The organism is Nocardia sp. NPDC050717, assembly GCF_040654275.1.
Taxonomy (GTDB): domain Bacteria; phylum Actinomycetota; class Actinomycetes; order Mycobacteriales; family Mycobacteriaceae; genus Nocardia.
In genome coordinates this window covers 403,724-423,239 of sequence record NZ_JBFAHR010000001.1, presented here as the reverse complement: position 1 = coordinate 423,239, position 19,516 = coordinate 403,724, and the positions used below count along the sequence as shown (strand labels likewise).

Annotated in this window: 18 protein-coding genes; 5 read left to right on the top strand and 13 right to left on the bottom strand. The window is 69.0% G+C overall.

Going from position 1 to position 19,516, the window contains the following annotated elements; all coding sequences use genetic code 11:
- Positions 1–57 precede the first annotated feature (57 nt).
- Positions 58–1,770 (top strand): alpha/beta hydrolase, encoded by a 1,713-nt coding sequence (locus AB0H56_RS02165; protein ID WP_357156206.1) that lies wholly within the window; start codon positions 58–60, stop codon positions 1,768–1,770.
- A gap of 247 nt (positions 1,771–2,017) precedes the next feature.
- On the opposite strand, the gene AB0H56_RS02160 is transcribed toward AB0H56_RS02165, so the two are convergent.
- Positions 2,018–3,658, bottom strand: coding sequence for an MFS transporter (locus tag AB0H56_RS02160; RefSeq protein WP_357156205.1), 1,641 nt, complete (start codon positions 3,656–3,658; stop codon positions 2,018–2,020).
- 103 nt (positions 3,659–3,761) lie between these two features.
- On the opposite strand from AB0H56_RS02160, the gene AB0H56_RS02155 reads away from it, so the two are divergent.
- On the top strand, positions 3,762–4,652 hold the full coding sequence (locus tag AB0H56_RS02155) for a helix-turn-helix transcriptional regulator (protein ID WP_357156203.1): 891 nt from the start codon (positions 3,762–3,764) through the stop codon (positions 4,650–4,652).
- A 93-nt stretch (positions 4,653–4,745) separates the two neighbouring features.
- Here AB0H56_RS02155 and fusA (AB0H56_RS02150) read toward each other — a convergent pair whose 3' ends face one another.
- Positions 4,746–6,830 carry an elongation factor G gene (gene fusA / locus AB0H56_RS02150; RefSeq protein ID WP_357156202.1) on the bottom strand — a complete coding sequence of 695 codons (2,085 nt, stop codon included), beginning with the start codon at positions 6,828–6,830 and terminating at the stop codon, positions 4,746–4,748.
- 295 nt (positions 6,831–7,125) lie between these two features.
- On the opposite strand from fusA (AB0H56_RS02150), the gene AB0H56_RS02145 reads away from it, so the two are divergent.
- Complete coding sequence (locus AB0H56_RS02145; RefSeq protein WP_357156201.1) at positions 7,126–7,554, top strand: PPOX class F420-dependent oxidoreductase; 429 nt, start codon at positions 7,126–7,128, stop codon at positions 7,552–7,554.
- A 101-nt stretch (positions 7,555–7,655) separates the two neighbouring features.
- Positions 7,656–8,006: a nitroreductase/quinone reductase family protein gene (locus tag AB0H56_RS02140; RefSeq protein WP_357156199.1), complete on the top strand. Its 351-nt coding sequence runs from the start codon at positions 7,656–7,658 to the stop codon at positions 8,004–8,006.
- A gap of 72 nt (positions 8,007–8,078) precedes the next feature.
- Here the strand turns inward: AB0H56_RS02140 and AB0H56_RS02135 are convergent, their stop codons facing one another.
- From AB0H56_RS02135 to hppD, 8 genes are all read right to left on the bottom strand, one after another.
- Positions 8,079–8,894 (bottom strand): alpha/beta hydrolase, encoded by an 816-nt coding sequence (locus AB0H56_RS02135; RefSeq protein ID WP_357156198.1) that lies wholly within the window; start codon positions 8,892–8,894, stop codon positions 8,079–8,081.
- A 155-nt stretch (positions 8,895–9,049) separates the two neighbouring features.
- Positions 9,050–10,240: an elongation factor Tu gene (tuf, locus tag AB0H56_RS02130; protein WP_110039284.1), complete on the bottom strand. Its 1,191-nt coding sequence runs from the start codon at positions 10,238–10,240 to the stop codon at positions 9,050–9,052.
- 114 nt (positions 10,241–10,354) lie between these two features.
- Complete coding sequence (gene fusA, locus AB0H56_RS02125; RefSeq protein WP_110039283.1) at positions 10,355–12,457, bottom strand: elongation factor G; 2,103 nt, start codon at positions 12,455–12,457, stop codon at positions 10,355–10,357.
- 150 nt (positions 12,458–12,607) lie between these two features.
- Entirely contained in the window at positions 12,608–13,078 is a 471-nt protein-coding gene (gene rpsG, locus AB0H56_RS02120) for a 30S ribosomal protein S7 (RefSeq protein WP_019049358.1), read from the bottom strand.
- A gap of 1 nt (position 13,079) precedes the next feature.
- Positions 13,080–13,454: a 30S ribosomal protein S12 gene (rpsL, locus tag AB0H56_RS02115; RefSeq protein WP_019049359.1), complete on the bottom strand. Its 375-nt coding sequence runs from the start codon at positions 13,452–13,454 to the stop codon at positions 13,080–13,082.
- Between the two features lie 271 nt (positions 13,455–13,725).
- Positions 13,726–14,280, bottom strand: a complete 555-nt coding sequence (locus AB0H56_RS02110; protein WP_357156196.1) for a DUF3558 domain-containing protein — start codon at positions 14,278–14,280, stop codon at positions 13,726–13,728.
- Positions 14,277–14,804 carry a DUF3558 domain-containing protein gene (locus AB0H56_RS02105; protein WP_357156195.1) on the bottom strand — a complete coding sequence of 176 codons (528 nt, stop codon included), beginning with the start codon at positions 14,802–14,804 and terminating at the stop codon, positions 14,277–14,279. Before AB0H56_RS02105 ends, AB0H56_RS02110 begins: the two co-directional genes overlap by 4 nt.
- Before the next feature lie 31 nt (positions 14,805–14,835).
- Positions 14,836–15,981, bottom strand: a complete 1,146-nt coding sequence (gene hppD, locus AB0H56_RS02100) for a 4-hydroxyphenylpyruvate dioxygenase (protein WP_357156193.1) — start codon at positions 15,979–15,981, stop codon at positions 14,836–14,838.
- Positions 15,982–16,112: 131 nt separating this feature from the next.
- Here hppD and AB0H56_RS02095 point away from each other — a divergent pair, with 131 nt between their 5' ends.
- The gene (locus tag AB0H56_RS02095) at positions 16,113–16,628 is read left to right on the top strand and encodes an Lrp/AsnC ligand binding domain-containing protein (protein WP_110039279.1); all 516 of its coding nucleotides are present in this window, start codon (positions 16,113–16,115) and stop codon (positions 16,626–16,628) included.
- A 12-nt stretch (positions 16,629–16,640) separates the two neighbouring features.
- Here the strand turns inward: AB0H56_RS02095 and AB0H56_RS02090 are convergent, their stop codons facing one another.
- Genes AB0H56_RS02090 through AB0H56_RS02080 form a run of 3 tightly spaced genes read right to left on the bottom strand, consistent with a single transcriptional unit; the run spans position 16,641 to position 19,490 of the window.
- The gene (locus AB0H56_RS02090) at positions 16,641–17,285 is read right to left on the bottom strand and encodes a GntR family transcriptional regulator (protein WP_357156192.1); all 645 of its coding nucleotides are present in this window, start codon (positions 17,283–17,285) and stop codon (positions 16,641–16,643) included.
- 30 nt (positions 17,286–17,315) lie between these two features.
- The gene (locus AB0H56_RS02085; protein WP_357156190.1) at positions 17,316–18,308 is read right to left on the bottom strand and encodes a 2-oxoglutarate and iron-dependent oxygenase domain-containing protein; all 993 of its coding nucleotides are present in this window, start codon (positions 18,306–18,308) and stop codon (positions 17,316–17,318) included.
- A gap of 12 nt (positions 18,309–18,320) precedes the next feature.
- Complete coding sequence (locus tag AB0H56_RS02080) at positions 18,321–19,490, bottom strand: ABC transporter substrate-binding protein (RefSeq protein ID WP_357156188.1); 1,170 nt, start codon at positions 19,488–19,490, stop codon at positions 18,321–18,323.
- Positions 19,491–19,516: the final 26 nt, after the last annotated feature.

Genomic DNA, 19,516 nt, shown 5'->3' with positions numbered 1-19,516 from the left:
GCCGGGTCCACCGATCGGGGGACGACGGCGAGCGCCTTCGGCGACAGCATCATTCGTATGTCGATGAAGCCCTTCGCCGGTGCCGTCCTCGCCGCGCTGTGCCTGGTCGCGACCGGCTGCGCGGCGACCGATGGGCCGCGGCCGCCGGTCGCGGACCTGGTCGCACAGGTCGACGCCGTGCCGACACCGCGACCATCGTGGGCGCCGTGCGCTGAGGCGGAATTGCGCCGCTACGAGTGCGCCCGCGTGCCGGTGCCGCTGGACTACGCCCGCCCGGACGGACCGACGCTCGAGCTCGCGGTGATCCGTCAGCCCGCCCGCGACCCAGGCCGTCGTATCGGGACCCTGTTCACCGCGGCGGGCGGGCCCGGAGGTTCCGGGATCGACTGGGCCGCCGGGGGCGAGATGTTCCCCGGTGAGCTGAGCAGACGCTTCGACGTGGTCACCTTCGATCAGCGCGGTGTCGGCCGCAGCGCGCCGGTGCGCTGCTTCCCGGACTCGGCCGCAGCCGCCGACTTCTGGCGCGGCATGACCGTCCCGCCCGTCGACGATGCGCAGCGCCGGGCAGCCGAAGACAGCAGCCGAGCACTCGCGGCGGGATGCGCCGAGCACAGCGGCGAGCTGCTCGCCCACCTGACCACCGTGGACGCGGCCCGCGACCTCGACCTCCTGCGCCGCGCGGTCGGCGCCGAACAGCTCACCTTCGAGGGCGGTTCCTACGCGAGTTATCTCGCCATCGTCTACGGCTCCCTTTTCCCCGACCGGGTCCGCGCACTGGCTCTTTCCTCGATCGTCGACCCCGCCGCCTACACCACCGACACCCGCGCACACATCGACACGACCGCCCTCGGCACCGAGGAGGTCCGCACCGAGTTCCTCCGCTCGTGCGCCGCCGCCGGACCCCAGCGCTGCGCCTTCGCGGGTGCCGCCGAACAGTGCGTCACTGCCGAGCCACGGGCCTGCGCCGGCACGGGTGAGCCGGCCGAACAGTGCACCACAGCCGAGCCACAGGCCTGCGCCGGCACGGGTGAGCCGGCCGAACAGTGCACGGCGGCCGGGCTGAAACACTGCGAATCGGCCGAGGAGGTTGCCGCACGCGATATCGCGCTGCTGGCACGGGCTGCCGGTGCGCCGATCCGGGTCGGTGAGGGTGTCGGCGCCGTGGCGGTGACGTACGGCGAGATCGTTCAGGCGTACGCCACCCTGCTGTACGACCCGGATCGCGGCTGGCCGGCGCTGGCCGCGCTGCTCGCCGAGTTGGAGCGAGGCCCGGCCGGGTCGCCCGAACTGGTACGCGAGGTTCTCGCGGCCGCCGAGATGAGCCCCGAGTTCCTCGCCTCGTTCGTGGCTATGTCGTGCGCGGACAACACCTTCCCGCGCGAGCCGCACCGCTGGCCGGAGTTCGCCCGCGAATCCGGAACTAACGCACCGGTATTCGGGCCGTTCTGGCTCTACCTGCGCCAGCCCTGCGCCGCCTGGCCGGCCCCCGGCGACGGCTATCCCCAGCGCTACCCAGGCCCGTGGACCCAGCACTCCACCACCCCGGCCCTGCTGATCAACAACCGCTTCGACCCGGCCACCCCGGTGGATTCGGCCCGCCGCGCCGCATCCGCGATGGGCACCGCTCGCCTGGTCGTCGTCACGGACGGCTACGGCCACCAGCCGACCGGCGACTGCGTCACCACCCTCCGCGAGCGCTACCTCATCGACTTGGAGGTCCCCGCCCCGCACACCTCGTGTGTCCTCGGTCGAACACCGTTCCTCGAGTAGACCGATCCCCTGAGATCTCGGCGACAGCGTCGCCAAAGGCCGTGGCACGGTCGTCACGCCGAGAAGTGACGACTGTGCCCACGTCGCCGTGGTGGGCACCCCCAGGAGAGATAGCGACCACGGCAGCGTCCCCGCGCAGTGATCACCGCCTCGGGTCGCGTTCGGTGAATTGCTCACGGCTGCCACATCATCGCCGCGGATCACCCGGCGAACTGCCACTGCCACTGCGTCGTCACCGGCCACGACTTCACCAGGGCGTCGAGAACGGAGCGGTCTCCGCCACCCTCACCGAACCGCTGACAAAGGCGCCATCTTCACCCCGCGACGATCGGCGCTCGCGCTCAACACCCGCCGAACCGCTCACAAAGGCACCCTCATCACCTCGCGGCGATCGACGCTCGCGCTCAGCATCCGCCGAATCACTTACGGCGACAGCACCATCCCGCAGAACGCGCAGCGCGATCACGCCCAGGATCGCGTGCAGGGCGCCTGCGACCAGCGCGACCACATGCAGTCCGTCGACGAACGCCGCACGTGCGTCCTCGAGCACCGAGGGGACGAGCCCGGGCAGGCTCAGGGTCTCGCCGAGGGTCGGTGCGAGGTCGGGGCCGTTCAGGCGGAAGAGCACCGCGGCGAGCGAACCGAACAGCGCGATGCCGAGGGCATTGCCGAGTTCGTTGCCGGTCTCGGCGAGCGCGGCCGCCGAACCGGCGCGTGCCGGCGGGACGGCGGCGACCGCGATGTCGGCCACCACGCTGAACGAGATGCCGTAGCCGATCCCCGCCACGGCGGTCGCGGCCACGTACCAGCCGATCCCGCCGTCCTGGCCGGTCGGCAGGAGCAGGAACAGGCCGATGGCGATGCTGAAGTGCGCGGTGATCAGCGCGGCCGAGCGCCCGATCCTGGTCACGATCGCCGGGGTGACGACCGCGGCCACCGTGAGGACCAGCGCGCCGGGAACAGCGAGCAGCGCAGCGTCGGAAACGGAGAGACCGAGCACCGACTGCAGGTACGTCCCGGCCAGGTAGGCCGTCGCCGACCAGGCGGCCAGCGGCAGGAAACCGGTGACGATGGCGACGGCGAACACCCGATTGCGGAACAACCCGAAGTCGATGAGCGGGTTCTCGATACGCCCCTGCCTGCGACCGAACCAGCCGAGCAGCGCGACGCCGCCGAGCCCGATCACCACCGAGGCCACCGAGAACCCCGCCGCCGCGGTGTGCTTCACCGCGTACATCACCGCGAGCAGGCCGGCCGCCGAGGTGAGCACACTGGCCGCGTCGATGCGACCGACACCTTCGGCGCGCACCTCGCCGAGCAGAATCGGCGCGAACACCAGGAACAACAGCACCACCGGTGCGTTGATCAACAGCACCGAACCCCACCAGAACCGGCTGAGCAGCTGCCCCGCGACAACGGGCCCGATGGCGAAGCCGGCGGCGAAGGTGGCCGCGAAGATCCCGATGGCCTGCGCCCGCCGGCGCGGATCGGTGAACAGGGTGCCGAGCACCGCCAGCGCTGAGGGCAGCAGCGTGGCGCCCGCGACACCCATCAGCACCCGGAAGGCGATGAGCAGTTCGGGACTCGGCGCGAACGCCGCGCCCACCGAGCCGAGACCGAACAGGGCCGTGCCGATCAGCAGCAGCCGCTTGCGGCCGTACCGGTCGCCGATGGTGCCGAAGGCGATGAGCAGCGAGCCGACGGCGAAGCCGTAACTGTCCAGGATCCACAGGGATTGGTCGGCGGTGGGCGCGAGCGCGGCGGTGACGGCGGGCATGGCGAGGAACAGCACCGAGCCGTCCATCGCGACGAGCAGGACGGGCCCGAGCACGACCAGGAGTCCGAGCCAGGCCCGCAGCTCGGTGGACGTCGTCTGGAGTCGATTCATGACCCCAACCCTCGAACCGCGCGGCCCGGCCGACCAGACCCCTGCCGCGGGTATACCTCGCGGGGATACCCTCGCCCCGCGCGCGGTCCCTACGATCGAGGGCATGGAGTTGGAGACCCTCGGCACGTTCCTCAAGAACCGGCGCGATCGGATCACCCCCGAACGGATCGGTCTGAAGACCTTCGGGGTCACCCGCCGGGTGCCCGGCCTACGCCGGGAGGAACTCGCCCAGCTCGCCGGCGTGAGTCCCGGGTACTACACCCGGCTCGAACAGGACCAGGCGGGCACCGCGTCGCCGCAGGTCATCGATGCCCTCGCCCGCGTGCTGCAACTCGACCCGGCCGAGACCACGCACCTGCGCAATCTCGCGGGCCGCGGCGCCGTGACGCGGCTGGTCCGGGGCGAACCGGAGCAGCCGCACCCGCGGGTGCTCACCCTGCTCAGCTCGCTCGGCGACACCATGCCCGCCGTCGTCCTCGGCCGCCGCGGTGACGTGCTCGCCTGGAACCGGCCAGGGCACGCCCTGATCGCCGAACATCTCGACTTCGCGGCGCCCGAGGATGCCGAGCGCCGGCCGTCGATCCCGCGCCTGTTCTTCCTCGATCCGCTCACCCGCGATCTGTACCGCAACTGGACCGAGCTGGCCCGCATTCACGTCGCCTACCTGCGGCTCACCGCGGGCCGCTACCCCGATGACGCGCATCTCGCGGAGCTGATCGGCGAATTGGCCATGCGCAGTAGCGAATTCGCCACCCTGTGGGCGACCGGCGACGTCGCCGACTGCACCGTCGGCCCGATGGACCTGCGCCATCCCACCGTCGGCCGGGTCGACGTCGACTACCAGGTGTGGCTGCAACCCGACAGCCCCGACCACCGCCTCGAGGTCTACACACCCCGCGACGCCGCCTCCGCCGACGCCCTGCGCCTGCTCACCGGCACCGACGCACCGACGACCGCACCGGGCGACCGGTCGAACTCGGACGCTCCCTCCTGACCCGGCGCCGGTCGCTCGCGAAACGAACCGCCCACTCCATCCACCCGCCGCGGATTCCGGTGGCGCCGGGATGCGACGCCACCGGAAACGACCTCAGCCGCCCGCGATGATCGACTCCACGAGCGCGGGCGGGACCGGGCCGTAGGAGTCGAACGTCATGAAGAAATAGCCTCGGCCGTGGGTCAGGGACCGCAGGTTCCCGATGTAGCCGGACATCTCCCGCAGCGGCACCAGGGCGTGGACGACCTGGGCGCCGCGGCGCTCGGTGAGACCGTTGACCCGCCCGTGCCGAGCATTGAGGTCGCCGATCACCTCGCCGAGATGCTCCTGCGGCGTGACGACCTTGACGGCCATCACCGGCTCGAGCAGCACCGGCTTCGCCGTCGCGACAGCGGCGCGTACCGCCGCCGCGCCCGCGAGCCGGAACGCGAGCTCCGAGGAGTCCTGGACGTGGGCGGCGCCGTCGAGCAGCGTCACCTTCACGTCCACGACCGGGAACCCGGCCAGCGGGCCGACACACAACGCGTCCCGCGCGCCCGCGTCGACCGCGGGAACGTACTCCCGCGGCACCCGCCCGCCGCTCACCCGGCTCTCGAACGCGTAGCTCGCGCCGTCGGCGGCCACGTGCGGCGCCAGCGCGACCGTCACCTTCGCGAACTGCCCGCGCCCACCCACCTGCTTGCGGTGGGTGTACTCGAGCAGATCCACCGCGGCGGTGACGGTTTCGCGATAGGCCACCCGTGGCGCGCCGATCTCGGCCTCGACCCGGAACTCCCTGCGCATCCGGTCGACCAGGATCTCCAGATGCAGCTCACCCATGCCGCCGACCACCGTCTGACCGGTCTCGGCGTCGACCCGCACGGTGAACGTCGGATCCTCCTCGGCCAGGCGAGCCAGGGCGAGGCCCAGCTTGTCCTGGTCGGCGCGGGTCCGCGGGGCGATCGAGACCGCGAGGACCGGGTCGGGGAAGCTCATCGGCTCCAACACGATCGGCTGGGCCGGATCGCACAGGGTGTCGCCGGTGCGCGTCCGCTTCAGGCCGATCACGGCACAGATCTGCCCGGCCCCTACGCGCTCCACGGGGATCTCCGTGCTCGAATGCATCTGGAACAGCTTGCCCAGCTTCTCCTTTCGTCCGTTCATCGAATTCAGCACCACCGCACCGGGTTCGATCCGACCGGAGTAGACCCGCAGGTACACGAGGGAGCCGAAGAACGGGTGCGCCGCGACCTTGCAGGCCAGCGCCGCGAAGGGCTCCGCGATCTCCGGCGCCCGCTCGATCGGCTCACCCGCCAGCGAGAAGCCGTGCACGGCAACCACATCCACCGGCGAGGGCAGATAGTCGACGACAGCGTCCAGCAGCGGCTGCACGCCGATGTTCGCCAGCGCCGAACCACACAGCACCGGATAGGCCCTGGCATCGACGGTCATCGTGCGGATGGCCGCCTTCAGCAGGTCGACGGGGATCTCCCGGCCGCGCAGGTAGCGGTCCTGGAGCTCCTCGTCGGCCTCGGCGAGCACGGCCACCAGCGCCTCGCGATGCTGTTCGGCCTTGACGCGCAGAGCATCCGGGATCGCCACCACCTCGTAGCGCGCACCGTCGCCGGTGTCGCCCCGCCACACCTTGGCGTTCATCTCGACCAGGTCGACGACGCCCTCGAACTCGCGCTCGGCGCCGATGGGCAACTGGATCACCAGCGGCCGCACGCCGAGTCGCTCCGCGATGGTCCGCACGGTGAACGCGAAGTCCGCGCCGAGCTTGTCCATCTTGTTCACGAAGCAGATCCGCGGCACGCCGTAGTTGTCGGCCTGCCGCCACACCTGCTCCGACTGCGGCTCGACGCCCTCCTTGGCATCGAACACGGCGACCGCGCCGTCGAGCACCCGCAGCGAGCGCTCCACCTCGGCGGTGAAGTCGACGTGGCCCGGCGTGTCGATGATGGTGATCTCGTGGTCACGCCACGTGCAGGTGGTGGCCACCGCCGCGATCGTGATGCCGTGCTCGCGCTCCTGGATCATCCGGTCCATGGCGGCGGTACCCTCGTCCACCTCGCCGAGGGTGCGCGTGACACCGGTGTAGAACAGGATGCGTTCGGTGGTGGTGGTCTTGCCCGCGTCGATGTGGGCGGCGATGCCGACATTGCGCAGGCGGGTGAGGTCGGTGCGTGGTCTGGTCATGATGGGAATCCCCCAGCTGGTCGCGTCGATGGATCGACGCTCGCCGGTAGGGCGTTCCGAAGACGGCACGGGCGTCGGATCACGCGGCGCCGCGTCGGCGCCCGAGGACCCGATGCGAGCTAGAACCGCGACTGCGGACGTGCCGTAACCATGCGACAAGTTCTACGCGCACCGCCTCCGCGCTGTCGACGGATTTTCCGGCGGGGGCATAAATCCGGGAGGACGGCGGTTCGTCACGACGAGGGGATGGTTCGTGTCCCCGATCAGCGTCCGGCACACAGAGGAGACCGCACCGATGACAGCGGCGTTCGATCCACACGACCTGCTCGAAACGGCGAAGCTCGGGGTGCTCGCCACCATCAAGTCCGACGGCCTGCCCCAGCTGTCCCCCGTCACCCCGTACTACGACCGCGCGGCCGGGATCGTCTACGTGTCGATGACCGAGGGCCGCGCCAAGACCGTCAACCTGCGCCGCGACCCCAGGGCCGCGCTCGAGGTGACCGCGCCGGACGGCTGGTCCTGGGCGACCGCCGAGGGCAGCGTCACCCTCACCGGCCCCGGCACCGACCCGAACGGCCCCGAAGTCGAGGCCCTCGTCGACTACTACCGCGCGGCCGCGGGCGAGCATCCCGACTGGCAGGAGTATCGCGAGGTCATGGTCTCCGACCGTCGCGTCCTGATGGCGCTGGCCGTCGACCGCGTGTACGGGGCCAAGATCCGCTGACCGCGTATCGAGCTGGGCGCCAACAGCTCTCAGCGCTCTGCCAGGGTCGCTCGGTACCGTGGGCGGCACGTGCTCGTTCTTCCACAGGCAGGAGAAAGCCCATGAGTCGGGAATCGTTGTTGCGCCGCGGCGTACGGGGCGCCAATGCCGGCGTCGTCGCGCTGGCCGAGGCGCCGATCGTCGGCAAGCTGCTCGGCAAGGCCTTCGCGCAGATCAGCTACACCGGTCGCCGGTCGGGCCGCACCTTCAGCACCCCGGTCAACTATGTGCGCCGCGACGACGAGTACGTCATCGGGGTGGCCATGCCGGACAAGAAGAAGTGGTGGCGCAACTTCCTCGGCGAGGGCGGTCCGGTCACCCTGCGCATCGCCGGTGTCGACCACGCCGGTCACGCGGTCACCCACCGTGACGGCGGACGGGTCACCGTCCGCGTTCGGCTCACTCCGGCCTGACACGGCCGGTGGTGCGCGCGCTGCCGTCGTGCGGGCGGCAGGCGGTGAGCGTAGCCGGATCCTCGACGCGCGTCAGTCGGCCTGCTCGTCGAGAAACGCGGTGACCTCGGGCGCGAAGCGCGGGTGTTTGACCGCGCCGAGGTGCGAGGTGTCCGGGTAGACGACCAGGCGGGCGCCGGGGATGCCGTCGGCGGTGTGCCGGAAGGTGTCGACGGAGTAGAACTCGTCGCGGTCGCCGCCGACCACCAGGGTCGGGGCCGTGATGTCGGCGAGCCTGCCGTCGAGGTCGAACGCGTCCTCGGCGCGGACGAAGGCGAGGGTGTCGGCCGGATTCTTCGGCCGCACCAGCGGGTCGGCGAGCCAGGCCACGGCACCGACCAGCCGCGCCTTCAGCGGTGACTCGATCCCCTGCGTCACCATGTGGTGCAGCCCGCGCCGCCCATCCGCCACCGCCGTCGCGTATTTCATCTGCGATGCCCGCGCGGCGTCCTCGAGCCGATACCCCGACGACGCGATCACCAGCCTGCGCACGACCTCCGGGTGATCCGCGGCCAGCTGCAGGGCCAGCGACCCACCCGAGGAGATCCCGAGCACGTCCACCGGCGCCCCGAACTCGGCCGCCAGCGCCTCCGCGTGCTCGCGCGCGATATCGGCCATGGTCGTCCCCACCGCCATCCCCGGCGCCCGATTCACCGCGTACACCCGGAAGTGCCCGGCCAGCGGCGCCAGGGTCTTCACCTCCGACTTCCGCATCCACCCCTTCGGATTCGCGTGATCCGGAGTGAACCATCGCAGGAACACCAGCGGTCGCCCCGCACCGAACGCCAGGTACGGCATGCCGTGCCCCAGCACCCCTTCGGTGACCTCGAACCCCTGCACAACACCCACGCCGCCTCCGATCCGACCTGCACACCTACCCGCCGAACGCTACCCATGCCCCGGCCGCTGCGCGATGACCTCGGAGGTCATGGCGGACCCCGGAAACGCCGAACGGCGCCGCTCCCGGAGGAGCGACGCCGTTACGGTGTCAGAGATTCAGCGAATCACTTGACGATCTTGGTGACGCGACCGGCACCGACGGTGCGGCCACCCTCACGGATCGCGAAACGCAGGCCCTCGTCCATGGCGACCGGCTGGATCAGCTTGACGGACATCTCGGTGTTGTCACCGGGCATGACCATCTCGGTGCCCTCGGGCAGGGTCACAACGCCCGTCACGTCAGTCGTACGGAAGTAGAACTGCGGACGGTAGTTGTTGAAGAACGGGGTGTGGCGGCCGCCCTCGTCCTTCGACAGGATGTACGCCTGGCCCTCGAACTCGGTGTGCGGGGTGGTGGTGCCCGGCTTCACGACGACCTGGCCACGCTCGACATCTTCGCGCTTGATGCCACGAACCAGCAGACCGACGTTGTCGCCCGCCTGGCCCTGGTCGAGCAGCTTGCGGAACATCTCGATACCGGTGACCGTGGTCTTGGTCTTGTCCGGACGGATGCCGACGATCTCGACTTCCTCGTTCACGTTGATGATGCCGCGCTCGACACGACCGGTGACGACGGTGCCACGACCGGTGATCGTGAAGACGTCCTCGACCGGCATCAGGAAGGGAAGCTCGGTCTCACGGACCGGGTCCGGGATCGACTCGTCGACGGCGGCCATGAGCTCGAGGACCGACTCGGCCCACTTCTCGTCGCCCTCGAGGGCCTTCAGGCCGGAGACGCGCACGACGGGGGCATCCTCGTCGAACTCCTGCGAAGCCAGCAGCTCGCGGACCTCCATCTCGACGAGCTCGAGGATCTCCTCGTCGTCGACCATGTCCGACTTGTTCAGCGCGACCAGGATGTAGGGCACGCCGACCTGACGGGCGAGCAGCACGTGCTCGCGGGTCTGCGGCATCGGGCCGTCGGTGGCGGCGACCACGAGGATGGCGCCGTCCATCTGGGCCGCACCGGTGATCATGTTCTTGATGTAGTCGGCGTGACCCGGGGCGTCGACGTGCGCGTAGTGACGCTTCTCGGTCTGGTACTCGACGTGGGAGATGTTGATCGTGATACCACGAGCCTTCTCCTCCGGCGCCTTGTCGATCTGGTCGAAAGCGAAGCTCTCGTTCAGGTCCGGGTACTTGTCGGCCAGCACCTTGGTGATAGCAGCCGTCAGCGTGGTCTTGCCATGGTCGACGTGACCGATGGTGCCGATGTTGACGTGGGGCTTCGTCCGCTCGAACTTCGCCTTCGCCACTGTGGTCCTCCTGGACTAGTTAGTGCGTGCTTTTTTGCAGCAGTGCGGTTATTAAGGGGGGTCGTGCTGACGCCCGGTTGCCGGGGCCAAGCGTACTTGGCCCCCGCAAGCGAATTACTCGCCGGTCGCCTTGGCGATGATCTCCTTGGACACGTTGGCCGGAACCTCAGCGTAGGAGTCGAACACCATGGAGTAGTTCGCGCGACCCTGGGTCTTCGACCGCAGGTCACCGATGTAGCCGAACATCTCCGAGAGCGGAACCAGCGCCTTGACGACACGGGCACCACTGCGTTCCTCCATGGCCTGGATCTGGCCACGGCGGGAGTTCAGGTCGCCGATCACGTCGCCCATGTAATCCTCGGGCGTGATGACCTCGACCGCCATGAGCGGCTCGAGGATCACCGGACCGGCCTTGCGGGCCGCTTCCTTGAGGGCCTGCGAGCCCGCGATCTTGAAGGCCATTTCCGACGAGTCGACGTCGTGGTACGCGCCGTCGAGCAGGATGACCTTCATGTTCACCAGCGGGTAGCCGGCGAGCACGCCGTACTGCATGGCGTCCTGCGCACCCGCGTCGACCGAAGGGATGTACTCACGGGGCACGCGGCCGCCGGAGACCTTGTTCTCGAACTCGTAGTGCGCACCGTCTTCGCCGACGAAGGGCTCGACCGCGATGATGACCTTCGCGAACTGGCCGGAGCCACCCGTCTGCTTCTTGTGCGTGAACTCGAGCTTCTCGACCGGCTTGGTGATCGTCTCGCGGTAGGCCACCTGCGGCTTGCCGACGTTCGCCTCGACCTTGAACTCGCGCTTCATGCGGTCGACGAGGATGTCGAGGTGGAGCTCGCCCATGCCGCCGATGACGGTCTGGCCGGTCTCCGCGTCGAGCTTGACCGAGAACGTCGGATCCTCGCGCGCCAGCTTCTGGATCGCGGTGCCGAGCTTCTCCTGGTCGGACTTGGTCTTGGGCTCGATGGAGACCTCGATGACCGGGTCCGGGAAGGTCATCGACTCGAGGACGACCTGGTTCTGCGGATCGCAGAGGGTGTCACCGGTGGTGGTGTCCTTCAGGCCGATGACCGCGTAGATGTGGCCCGCGGTGACCTCGGGGACCGGGTTCTCCTTGTTGGAGTGCATCTGGAACAGCTTGCCCAGACGCTCCTTCTTGCCCTTGGTCGAGTTGACGACCTGAGCACCGGAGGCCACCGAACCCGAGTACACGCGGATGTAGGTGAGCTCACCGAAGAACGGGTGCACGGCGATCTTGAACGCCAGCGCCGAGAACGGCGCGTCGATGCTCGGCTGACGAGTGATGATCTCGTCTTCCTTGCCGGGCACGTGGCCCTCGACGTTCTCCACGTCCAGCGGGGACGGCAGGTAGTCGACGACGGCGTCGAGCATGGGCTGCACGCCCTTGTTCTTGAACGCCGAGCCACACAGCACGGGGTAGAGCTCCGAGGCGACGGTCATCTTGCGGATGCCGGCCTTGATCTCCTCGATCGTGAGCTCTTCGCCACCGAAGAACTTCTCCAGCAGCGCCTCGTCCGACTCGGCGACGGTCTCGACCAGTTCCTGGCGGTACTGCTCGGCCTTCTCCTTGAGGTCGGCCGGGATCTCCTGGACCTCGTACTTCTCGCCCAGCTTGGTCTCGCCGGTCCACACCTTGGCGTTCATCTCGACCAGGTCGACGATGCCCTCGAAGGTGTCCTCCGCGCCGATCGGCAGCTGGATGACCAGCGGCTTGGCGCCGAGGCGGTCCTTGATGGTCTGCACGGTGAAGTAGAAGTCCGCGCCGAGCTTGTCCATCTTGTTCACGAAACAGATGCGCGGCACGTCGTACTTGTCGGCCTGACGCCACACCTGCTCGGACTGGGGCTCGACGCCCTCCTTGCCGTCGAAGACGGCGACGGCGCCGTCGAGCACGCGGAGCGAACGCTCCACCTCGACGGTGAAGTCCACGTGACCCGGGGTGTCGATGATGTTGATCTGGTTCTGGTTCCAGAAGCAGGTCACGGCGGCGGAGGTGATGGTGATACCACGCTCCTGCTCCTGCTCCATCCAGTCGGTGGTCGACGCGCCGTCGTGCGTCTCACCGATCTTGTAGTTGACACCCGTGTAGAAGAGGATGCGTTCGGTGGTGGTGGTCTTGCCCGCATCGATGTGGGCCATGATGCCGATGTTGCGGACCTTGTTCAGGTCGGTGAGCACGTCCTGTGCCACGGAAATCTTCCCCGCTCGTTAGCTAGTTGGGATTCTCGGGAACGACCCTGGTTCGGGTCGTCACAATGTCAACGCCGGGGGCGGCACCGAAGTGCCGCGTCCCGACTGAAAGCCTTCCGGCGCCGACACTAGCGACGGGCCGGGCGGCAATCACCAGCGGTAGTGCGCGAAGGCCCGGTTCGACTCGGCCATCTTGTGGGTGTCCTCGCGACGCTTCACCGAAGCGCCGAGGCCGTTGCTGGCGTCGAGGAGCTCGTTGGCGAGACGCTCGACCATGGTCTTCTCGCGACGGGCGCGGGAGTAGCTGACCAGCCAGCGCAGCGCCAGGGTGTTGGCGCGGCCCGGACGGACCTCGACCGGCACCTGGTAGGTGGCGCCACCGACGCGGCGGGGCTTCACCTCGAGGGCGGGCTTGACGTTGTCCAGCGCGCGCTTGAGGGTGACGACCGGATCGGTGCCGGTCTTCTCACGCGCCTGCTCGAGTGCACCGTAGACGATGCGCTCGGCGGTGGACTTCTTGCCGTCCAGCAGGATCTTGTTGACCAGCTGAGTGACCAGCGGCGACCCGTAGACCGGGTCGTTGATCAGCGGACGCTTGGGTGCGGGGCCCTTGCGTGGCATATCAGCTCTTCTCCTTCTTGGCGCCGTAGCGGCTGCGAGCCTGCTTGCGGTTCTTCACACCCTGGGTGTCCAGCGAGCCACGGATGATCTTGTAGCGCACACCCGGGAGGTCCTTCACACGACCGCCACGCACGAGCACCATCGAGTGCTCCTGCAGGTTGTGGCCCTCACCGGGGATGTAAGCCGTGACCTCGACCGCGCTGGTCAGGCGAACACGCGCGACCTTACGGAGCGCGGAGTTCGGCTTCTTCGGGGTCGTGGTGTACACGCGAGTGCACACGCCACGACGCTGCGGGCTCCCCTTCAGGGCCGCGGTCTTGGTCTTGGAGACCTTGTCGCGGCGACCCTTGCGGACCAGCTGGTTGATGGTTGGCATAGACCGGCTTTCCTTATCGGTTATTGCGGCTGTCGGAACGTGTCTTCAGTTCATCGAGCTTTCACTCGCACGTCCGACCGTGTTTCGCTTGACCCGCGGTCGGGCGTGTCGCGCGCAGCTCAGGGCCCTTTTTCCGGGCACGCTGGAACGTACCGGCCGCTCTCGCTGGCCTACGTTCACGCACGAACTTGCCCGTAGCAATCCGGGCACAGCGATCCACGATACGCGCCCGCCCGAACCGGGGTCAAAGCGGGGTCGTGCGTCAAGGCTTCTACCGGGCCAGATCCAGGGTCAGCTCCACCAGCTTCTGGGCGCCCACGCACGGGTCGGGGTGTGCCGAGCCGGGCCGGTAGTTGATCCACCAGCCGACGACGCCGACATCGGCAGCGGGCGCGGTGACGCCGCAGGAGTCGTTGTCGCCCGGCCTGCGCACCTGCAGGGCCCTGCGGCCCTGCACCGTGATGTCGCCGGTGAGGTAGCCCAACTTGTCGTTGGTCGCCTTCTCGTTGTTCAGCGTACCCATCTCGTACCAGTTCAGGGTGGCCATGGCCCCGCCGCCCGGTGCGTCCTCGATGTCCCACATGCACACCGCGCCGCTGAAGGAGGTGTTGACGAAGGTGGCGTTGCCGATGATCTCGCCGATCTTGTCGGTGGCGACCACGTCGCATTCGCGCAGCAGCTTGTCGAAGTCGGTGTTGATCGACTCACCGCCGCCACCGCTGCCCAGCGGCTGCGCGTTGCCCTGCACCTTCTCGCCGCACCCGGCCAGCGTCGCGGTGAGCAGCAGGGCCGCCGAGGCCGCGACCACGATCCGGCGCGCGCTCATCCGAGCCGTCCCACGGTGAGCTCGGCCAGCTTCCTGGTCTTCTCGCACGGGTTGCCCGCGGTGGCGAACACGCCGGTGGAGATCGACCATTCGAAGAAGTCGTCGTCGAGCTGCACGGCGAAGTCGCACACCGTCCCCTGGGGATCGAGCGCCTCGAAGCCGGGCTTGCCGCCGACGTCGATGGTCTGCGGGTTGCGGCCCACGCTGGAGACCCAGGCCTTCTCCCGCTCGATCGGGCTGCCCCGATAGGAGGCGAACGTCACGCTGGGCGAGGACAATCCGGCCGCCTGCCAGTTGCAGCCGGTGGCGTTCTTGTAGACCCGCGAGATCTGCCCCAGCCCGGCCAGGGTGCGCACCTCGTCGTCGGTGACGTGGCCGCACTCGCCGACGAACGGCCCCAGCGAGGCCACCTTCGGTGGTGGTTTGCCCGGTCCGGCCGGCGTATCGGAGTCGCCCCCCGATCCGCACGACGTCAGCATGACGACCAGGGCCATGCCGGTGATGATCGCCGAGGGGATCCGCATGCCATGAACTCTAATCGCATGCGGGCCGTGCCTACAGGTTCCCGCGGGCCTCCTGTTCCCGTTCGATCGCCTGGAAAAGCGCTTTGAAATTGCCTTTTCCGAAGCCGAGTGAGCCGTGTCGCTCGATGAGCTCGAAGAAGACGGTGGGGCGGTCGCCGATCGGGCGGGTGAAGATCTGCAGCAGGTAGCCGTCCTCGTCGCGGTCGACCAGGATGCCGCGACGCTGCAACTCCCCCACCGGCACCCGGACGTGCCCGATCCGGGCGCGCAGTTCGGGGTCCTCGTAATAGGTGTCGGGGGTGGCCAGGAATTCGACGCCCTCGGCGCGCAGCGCGTCGACGGTGGCGAGGATGTCGCCGGTGGCCAGGGCGATGTGCTGGACGCCGGGTCCGCGATAGAACTCGAGGTACTCGTCGATCTGAGAACGCTTGCGGCTCACGGCCGGTTCGTTGAGCGGGAACTTCACCCGGTGGTTGCCGTTGGCGACGACCTTGCTCATCAGCGCGGAGTACTCGGTGGCGATGTCGTCGCCGACGAACTCGGCCATGTTCGTGAAACCCATGACGTCGCGGTAGAAGTCGACCCAGCGATCCATCATGCCGAGCTCGACATTGCCGACCACGTGGTCGATCGCCTGGAACAGCCGCCCGGTGCGCTGCGCGCGGGTGGAGGTGCGCGGGACATAGCCGGGCAGATACGGCCCGTGATAGCCGGAGCGGTCGACCAGCGTGTGCCTGGTCTCGCCGTAGGTGGCCAGCGCCGCGGACCGGACGGTGCCGAATTCGTCTGTCGCGTCGTGCGGTTCGACGAGGATGCGCGCGCCGTGTTCGCGGGCCCAGGCGACGCAGCGGTCCACGTCGGGCACCTCGAGCGCGATGTCGACGATGCCGTCACCGTGGCGGTCGTGATGGGCGACGAGCGGACTGTCCGGGTCGACGGCGCCCTGGACGACGAACCGCGCCGAGCCGCTGCGCAGCACGAACGCCTTGTGGTCGCGGTTGCCGGTCTCGGGGCCGGAGTAGGCCTCGAGCCGCATCCCGAACGCGGACTGCAGGTAGTGCGCGCACTGGGTCGCGTTGCCGACGACCCACACCAGCGCGTCCCACCCGATCACCGGAAACGGATCGACACTGTCGTCGTGCTCGATGAGCCCGACGAGCTGCTGCTCAATGGTCATGACCTAGGAAATCCCGGGATCGCCCAGCTGGGCAACTACGCCATCGAACCCTGGGCAAGCTGGCATGAGAAGCCACCGGAATCGGCTCGATGGTGGACAATTTGAATAGCACCCGAGCAGGAGGTCTTCCGATGCGCACGCCCGCGAAACTGGACGAACTCGATCTGGCGATCCTGTCCGCGATGCACGAGTACCAGAAGGCCGGAATCCTCGAGCTCTCGCGCCGCACGAAGGTCGCGCGGGCCACCGTGCAGGCGCGGATCAACCGGATGGAGGAGTCGGGGGTGATCGCCTCCTACGACCCGCAGATCGACGTCACCGCGGCCGGTTTCGACGTGCAGGCCTTCGTGACGCTCGAGATCGCGCAGGGCGCGCTGGACACGGTGAGCGCCGAGCTCGAGGCCATCCCCGGCGTGCTCGAGGCCTACGCGACGACCGGGTCGGGTGACGTGCTGTGCCGGATCGGCGCCGATTCGCACGCCGGCTTGCAGGCGGTGCTGCTCAGCATCGACCGGACCGGCTCGGTGGTGCGCTCGCACAGCGTGATCGTGCTGTCGACGGTGATCGCCCGGCGCACCATGCCGCTGCTGCACACGCTCACCCCGGCGGGCACCGCGAAGGCGCCCGCGTACCGGGACCAGCGCTGAGCCGCGGCGCCGTTACTGCCGGTCCAGCCGGGTCAGCAGACCGTGGACGTGCGCCTCGGCGGCGGCCCGCGCCGACTCGGCGTGCCCCGATTCCAGGGCCTCCACGATCCTCCGGTGCTCGCGCAGGGCGACGCGGCGGTTGCGGGCCGAGCACCACAGATCACCGCGGTAGAGGTGGGCCTTGGCCTCGAGCCTGGCCAGTTCCTCGCTCAGGCAGCTGTTGCCGGAGGCCTCGCGCAGGAAGGTGTGGAATTCCAGGTCGAGTTGGGCGTCGCGGGCCGCGTCGGTGGCGTCGTCGAGATTGGCCGACTGGGCGGCGAGGATGCTCGCGAGCTTGTCCAGGTCGGCGTCGGTGAGCCGGGTGGCCGCGGCCGCGGCGGCGAGCCCGTCGAGGACGGCGCGGACCGCGAGGACCTCGCGGATCTGCGCGTCGTCGACCGCGGCGACCTTGGCCCCCGCGTGCGGCGCGCTCACCGCGAGGCCCTCGTAGATCAGCTGCTGCACCGCCTCGCGGACGGGACTGCGGCTGACCCCGAGCCGGGTCGCCAGCGCGGGCACGCTGAGCGGCCTGCCGGGGGCCAGCTCGCCGGCGAGGACCATCTGCCGGATCTGCCGATGGACGGAGCGGCCGAGCAGCGCGGAGCTCTCGTCGGTCATCACGATGGTCCTTTCCGGGTGCTGCGCCGATTATCCCTTGGGCTGATAATTCGCCGCTACGCGCTGGGCGAGGAAGTCGGCGGCGGTGACGGGCGGGTATTTGCCCGCGGGCCCCTGGATGATCGCGTCGCGGTCGGCTTGGGCGAAGTAGGCGATGCTGTAGCGCTCGCCCTGGTACTCGCCCTCGCCCGGGCTGCGGACGCGATGGAAGTTCGACGGCAGCAGGTCGTCGCTCCAGCGGGTGAGCATGTCGCCGATATTGCAGGTGATCAGGCTCGACGACGGGGTGATGGAGGTCCACTCCTGCTCGGCCATCTCCTTGCCGGGGCACACCTGCAGCCCGCCCTGACCGTCGCGCTGGAACAGCAGGGTCAGGCAGTCGAAGTCGGTGTGCGCGCCCGCCCGCCACCGGCCCGGCACGCCACGCAGTTCCTCGGGCACGGCGAAGTAGTGCAGCAGCCGCAGCGTGCTCTGGTAGTCCGGCGAGGCGGGATCGTGTGCGGCGGTGAAGTGTTCGCGCGGCAGGCCGAGACGGTCCGCGAAGCACGACAGCACCCGCATCGCCACCGCCCACGCGCGCGCCTCGAAATCGAGGACGCGGGAACGGAATCCGGCCAGCTCGTCCTCGCTGGGCCAGAGCTCAGCCATGTGCGGCCGGGTGACCTGATAGGACTCCTTCTGATCCGGCACACCGATGGACGGACGCACCTGACTCAGGCTCTCCCACCCCGCGTTGTTCTTCTTGACCAGCGGATACCGGCCCTTCACCGCCTCGGGGAGCGCGAAGAAATCGGCGGTGGCGCCGAACATCTCGTCGATCAGGTCCTGCGCGATGCCGTGGCCGGAGAGCTGGAAGAAGCCGATCTCGGTGGCGGCGTCCCACAGCTGGTCGGTGATCTCGGCGCGCCGCTCGTCGAAGTCGGTGAGGTCGATGACGCGGATCTCGCGGGCGTCGGTCTCCTTGCCGAGTCCGCCCATCGCCTTCTCGCGCGAGACCTCGGACAGGTCGTAGCTGGTGGTCATTGGTGTGACTCCTTATCCGGTGACGGAGATGCTCGGGTCGAGGAATTCCTTGGTGACCAGGTCCTTCGCGGTGAGTCCCGCGGGCACGTCCGCACCGCCGGTGCGCAGGATGGGTCCGAATTCGTCGATGATGCGCTGGACGCGGGCCTCGTCGAAACTGCCGAGGACACCGTCGGTGTCGTTGCCGATCAGGCCGCCGTCGATCAGGGCCCGCGAGCCGAACGCGGCCAGTTCGGGGCTGTAGGGACTCAGCTTGGGGTTCTGTTCGACCACGTCGACGACGACCTCGTCGACGTGCGAGGGATCGGCCCGGAACTGAGCGGTGGCCTTCTGGATCATCGGCACCAGCTTCTGCAGGCACGGACGCAGTTCGGCGAGTTTGTCGGCGCGCACGTTCACCGTGCGGGCGTAGCCCTCGTAGCCGACGTCCTTGAGCAACTGGTAGGCGACGGGCTTGTTCCAGGCGCGGACCTCGTGCTCGTAGGTGTAGGGCTCGGCATTGGCGAAACCCTGCTGCGCGAAGGACGGATCGGTGACGAACCGCGACGGCGAATTGTCGTAGGACGCGTCGATCTGCTCCTGTTTCACCAGGCCGCGGGCCACCAGCCAGTTCGGGTACAGCTGGCCCTTGGACACCACGATCGGCTTGCCCGACCTGCCGATGTCGGCGATGCCCCGCCAGTCCGGGTTGGTCTTCGGGTCCCACATCAGCATCTGCGGGCTGTTGCGCAGCAGCGTGGTCACCGCGACGATCGGCTGCTGCCCGGCGGCGGCGACGGCGTGTTCGGAGTGGGCAAGCCCGAGGGTGATGCTCTGGTCGACATACATCTGCGAGGGCACGGTCTGGAAGCCGATGGCCGGGCCGCCGGCCCGGATCTCGAGCTCGACGCCGGTGTCCTTGCCGTCGGCGACGAGCGGTCCGGTGATCTTGTTGTTGTCGGCGTCGACCCGGTAGCCGGGTCCGAGCAGTCCGAAGATCGGCCCGGAATCGGTTTCCGGGGCCCACTGCAACTGGACCACCACGGTGGCGGGGCAGGCGCCGGCGAGCTGCTGCTCGGCCGGGGCCGGTTCGAGGGCGACGGCCGGGCCTTCGGCGATGTCGCCGGAACAGGCCGACGCGGTCGCGGCCAGCGCGAGGGCCAGCGTCGCGAGGCCTAGGCGGCGCGCGGGAGATGACTTCATGGTTGATCCTCTGTAGCGGGGGGTGA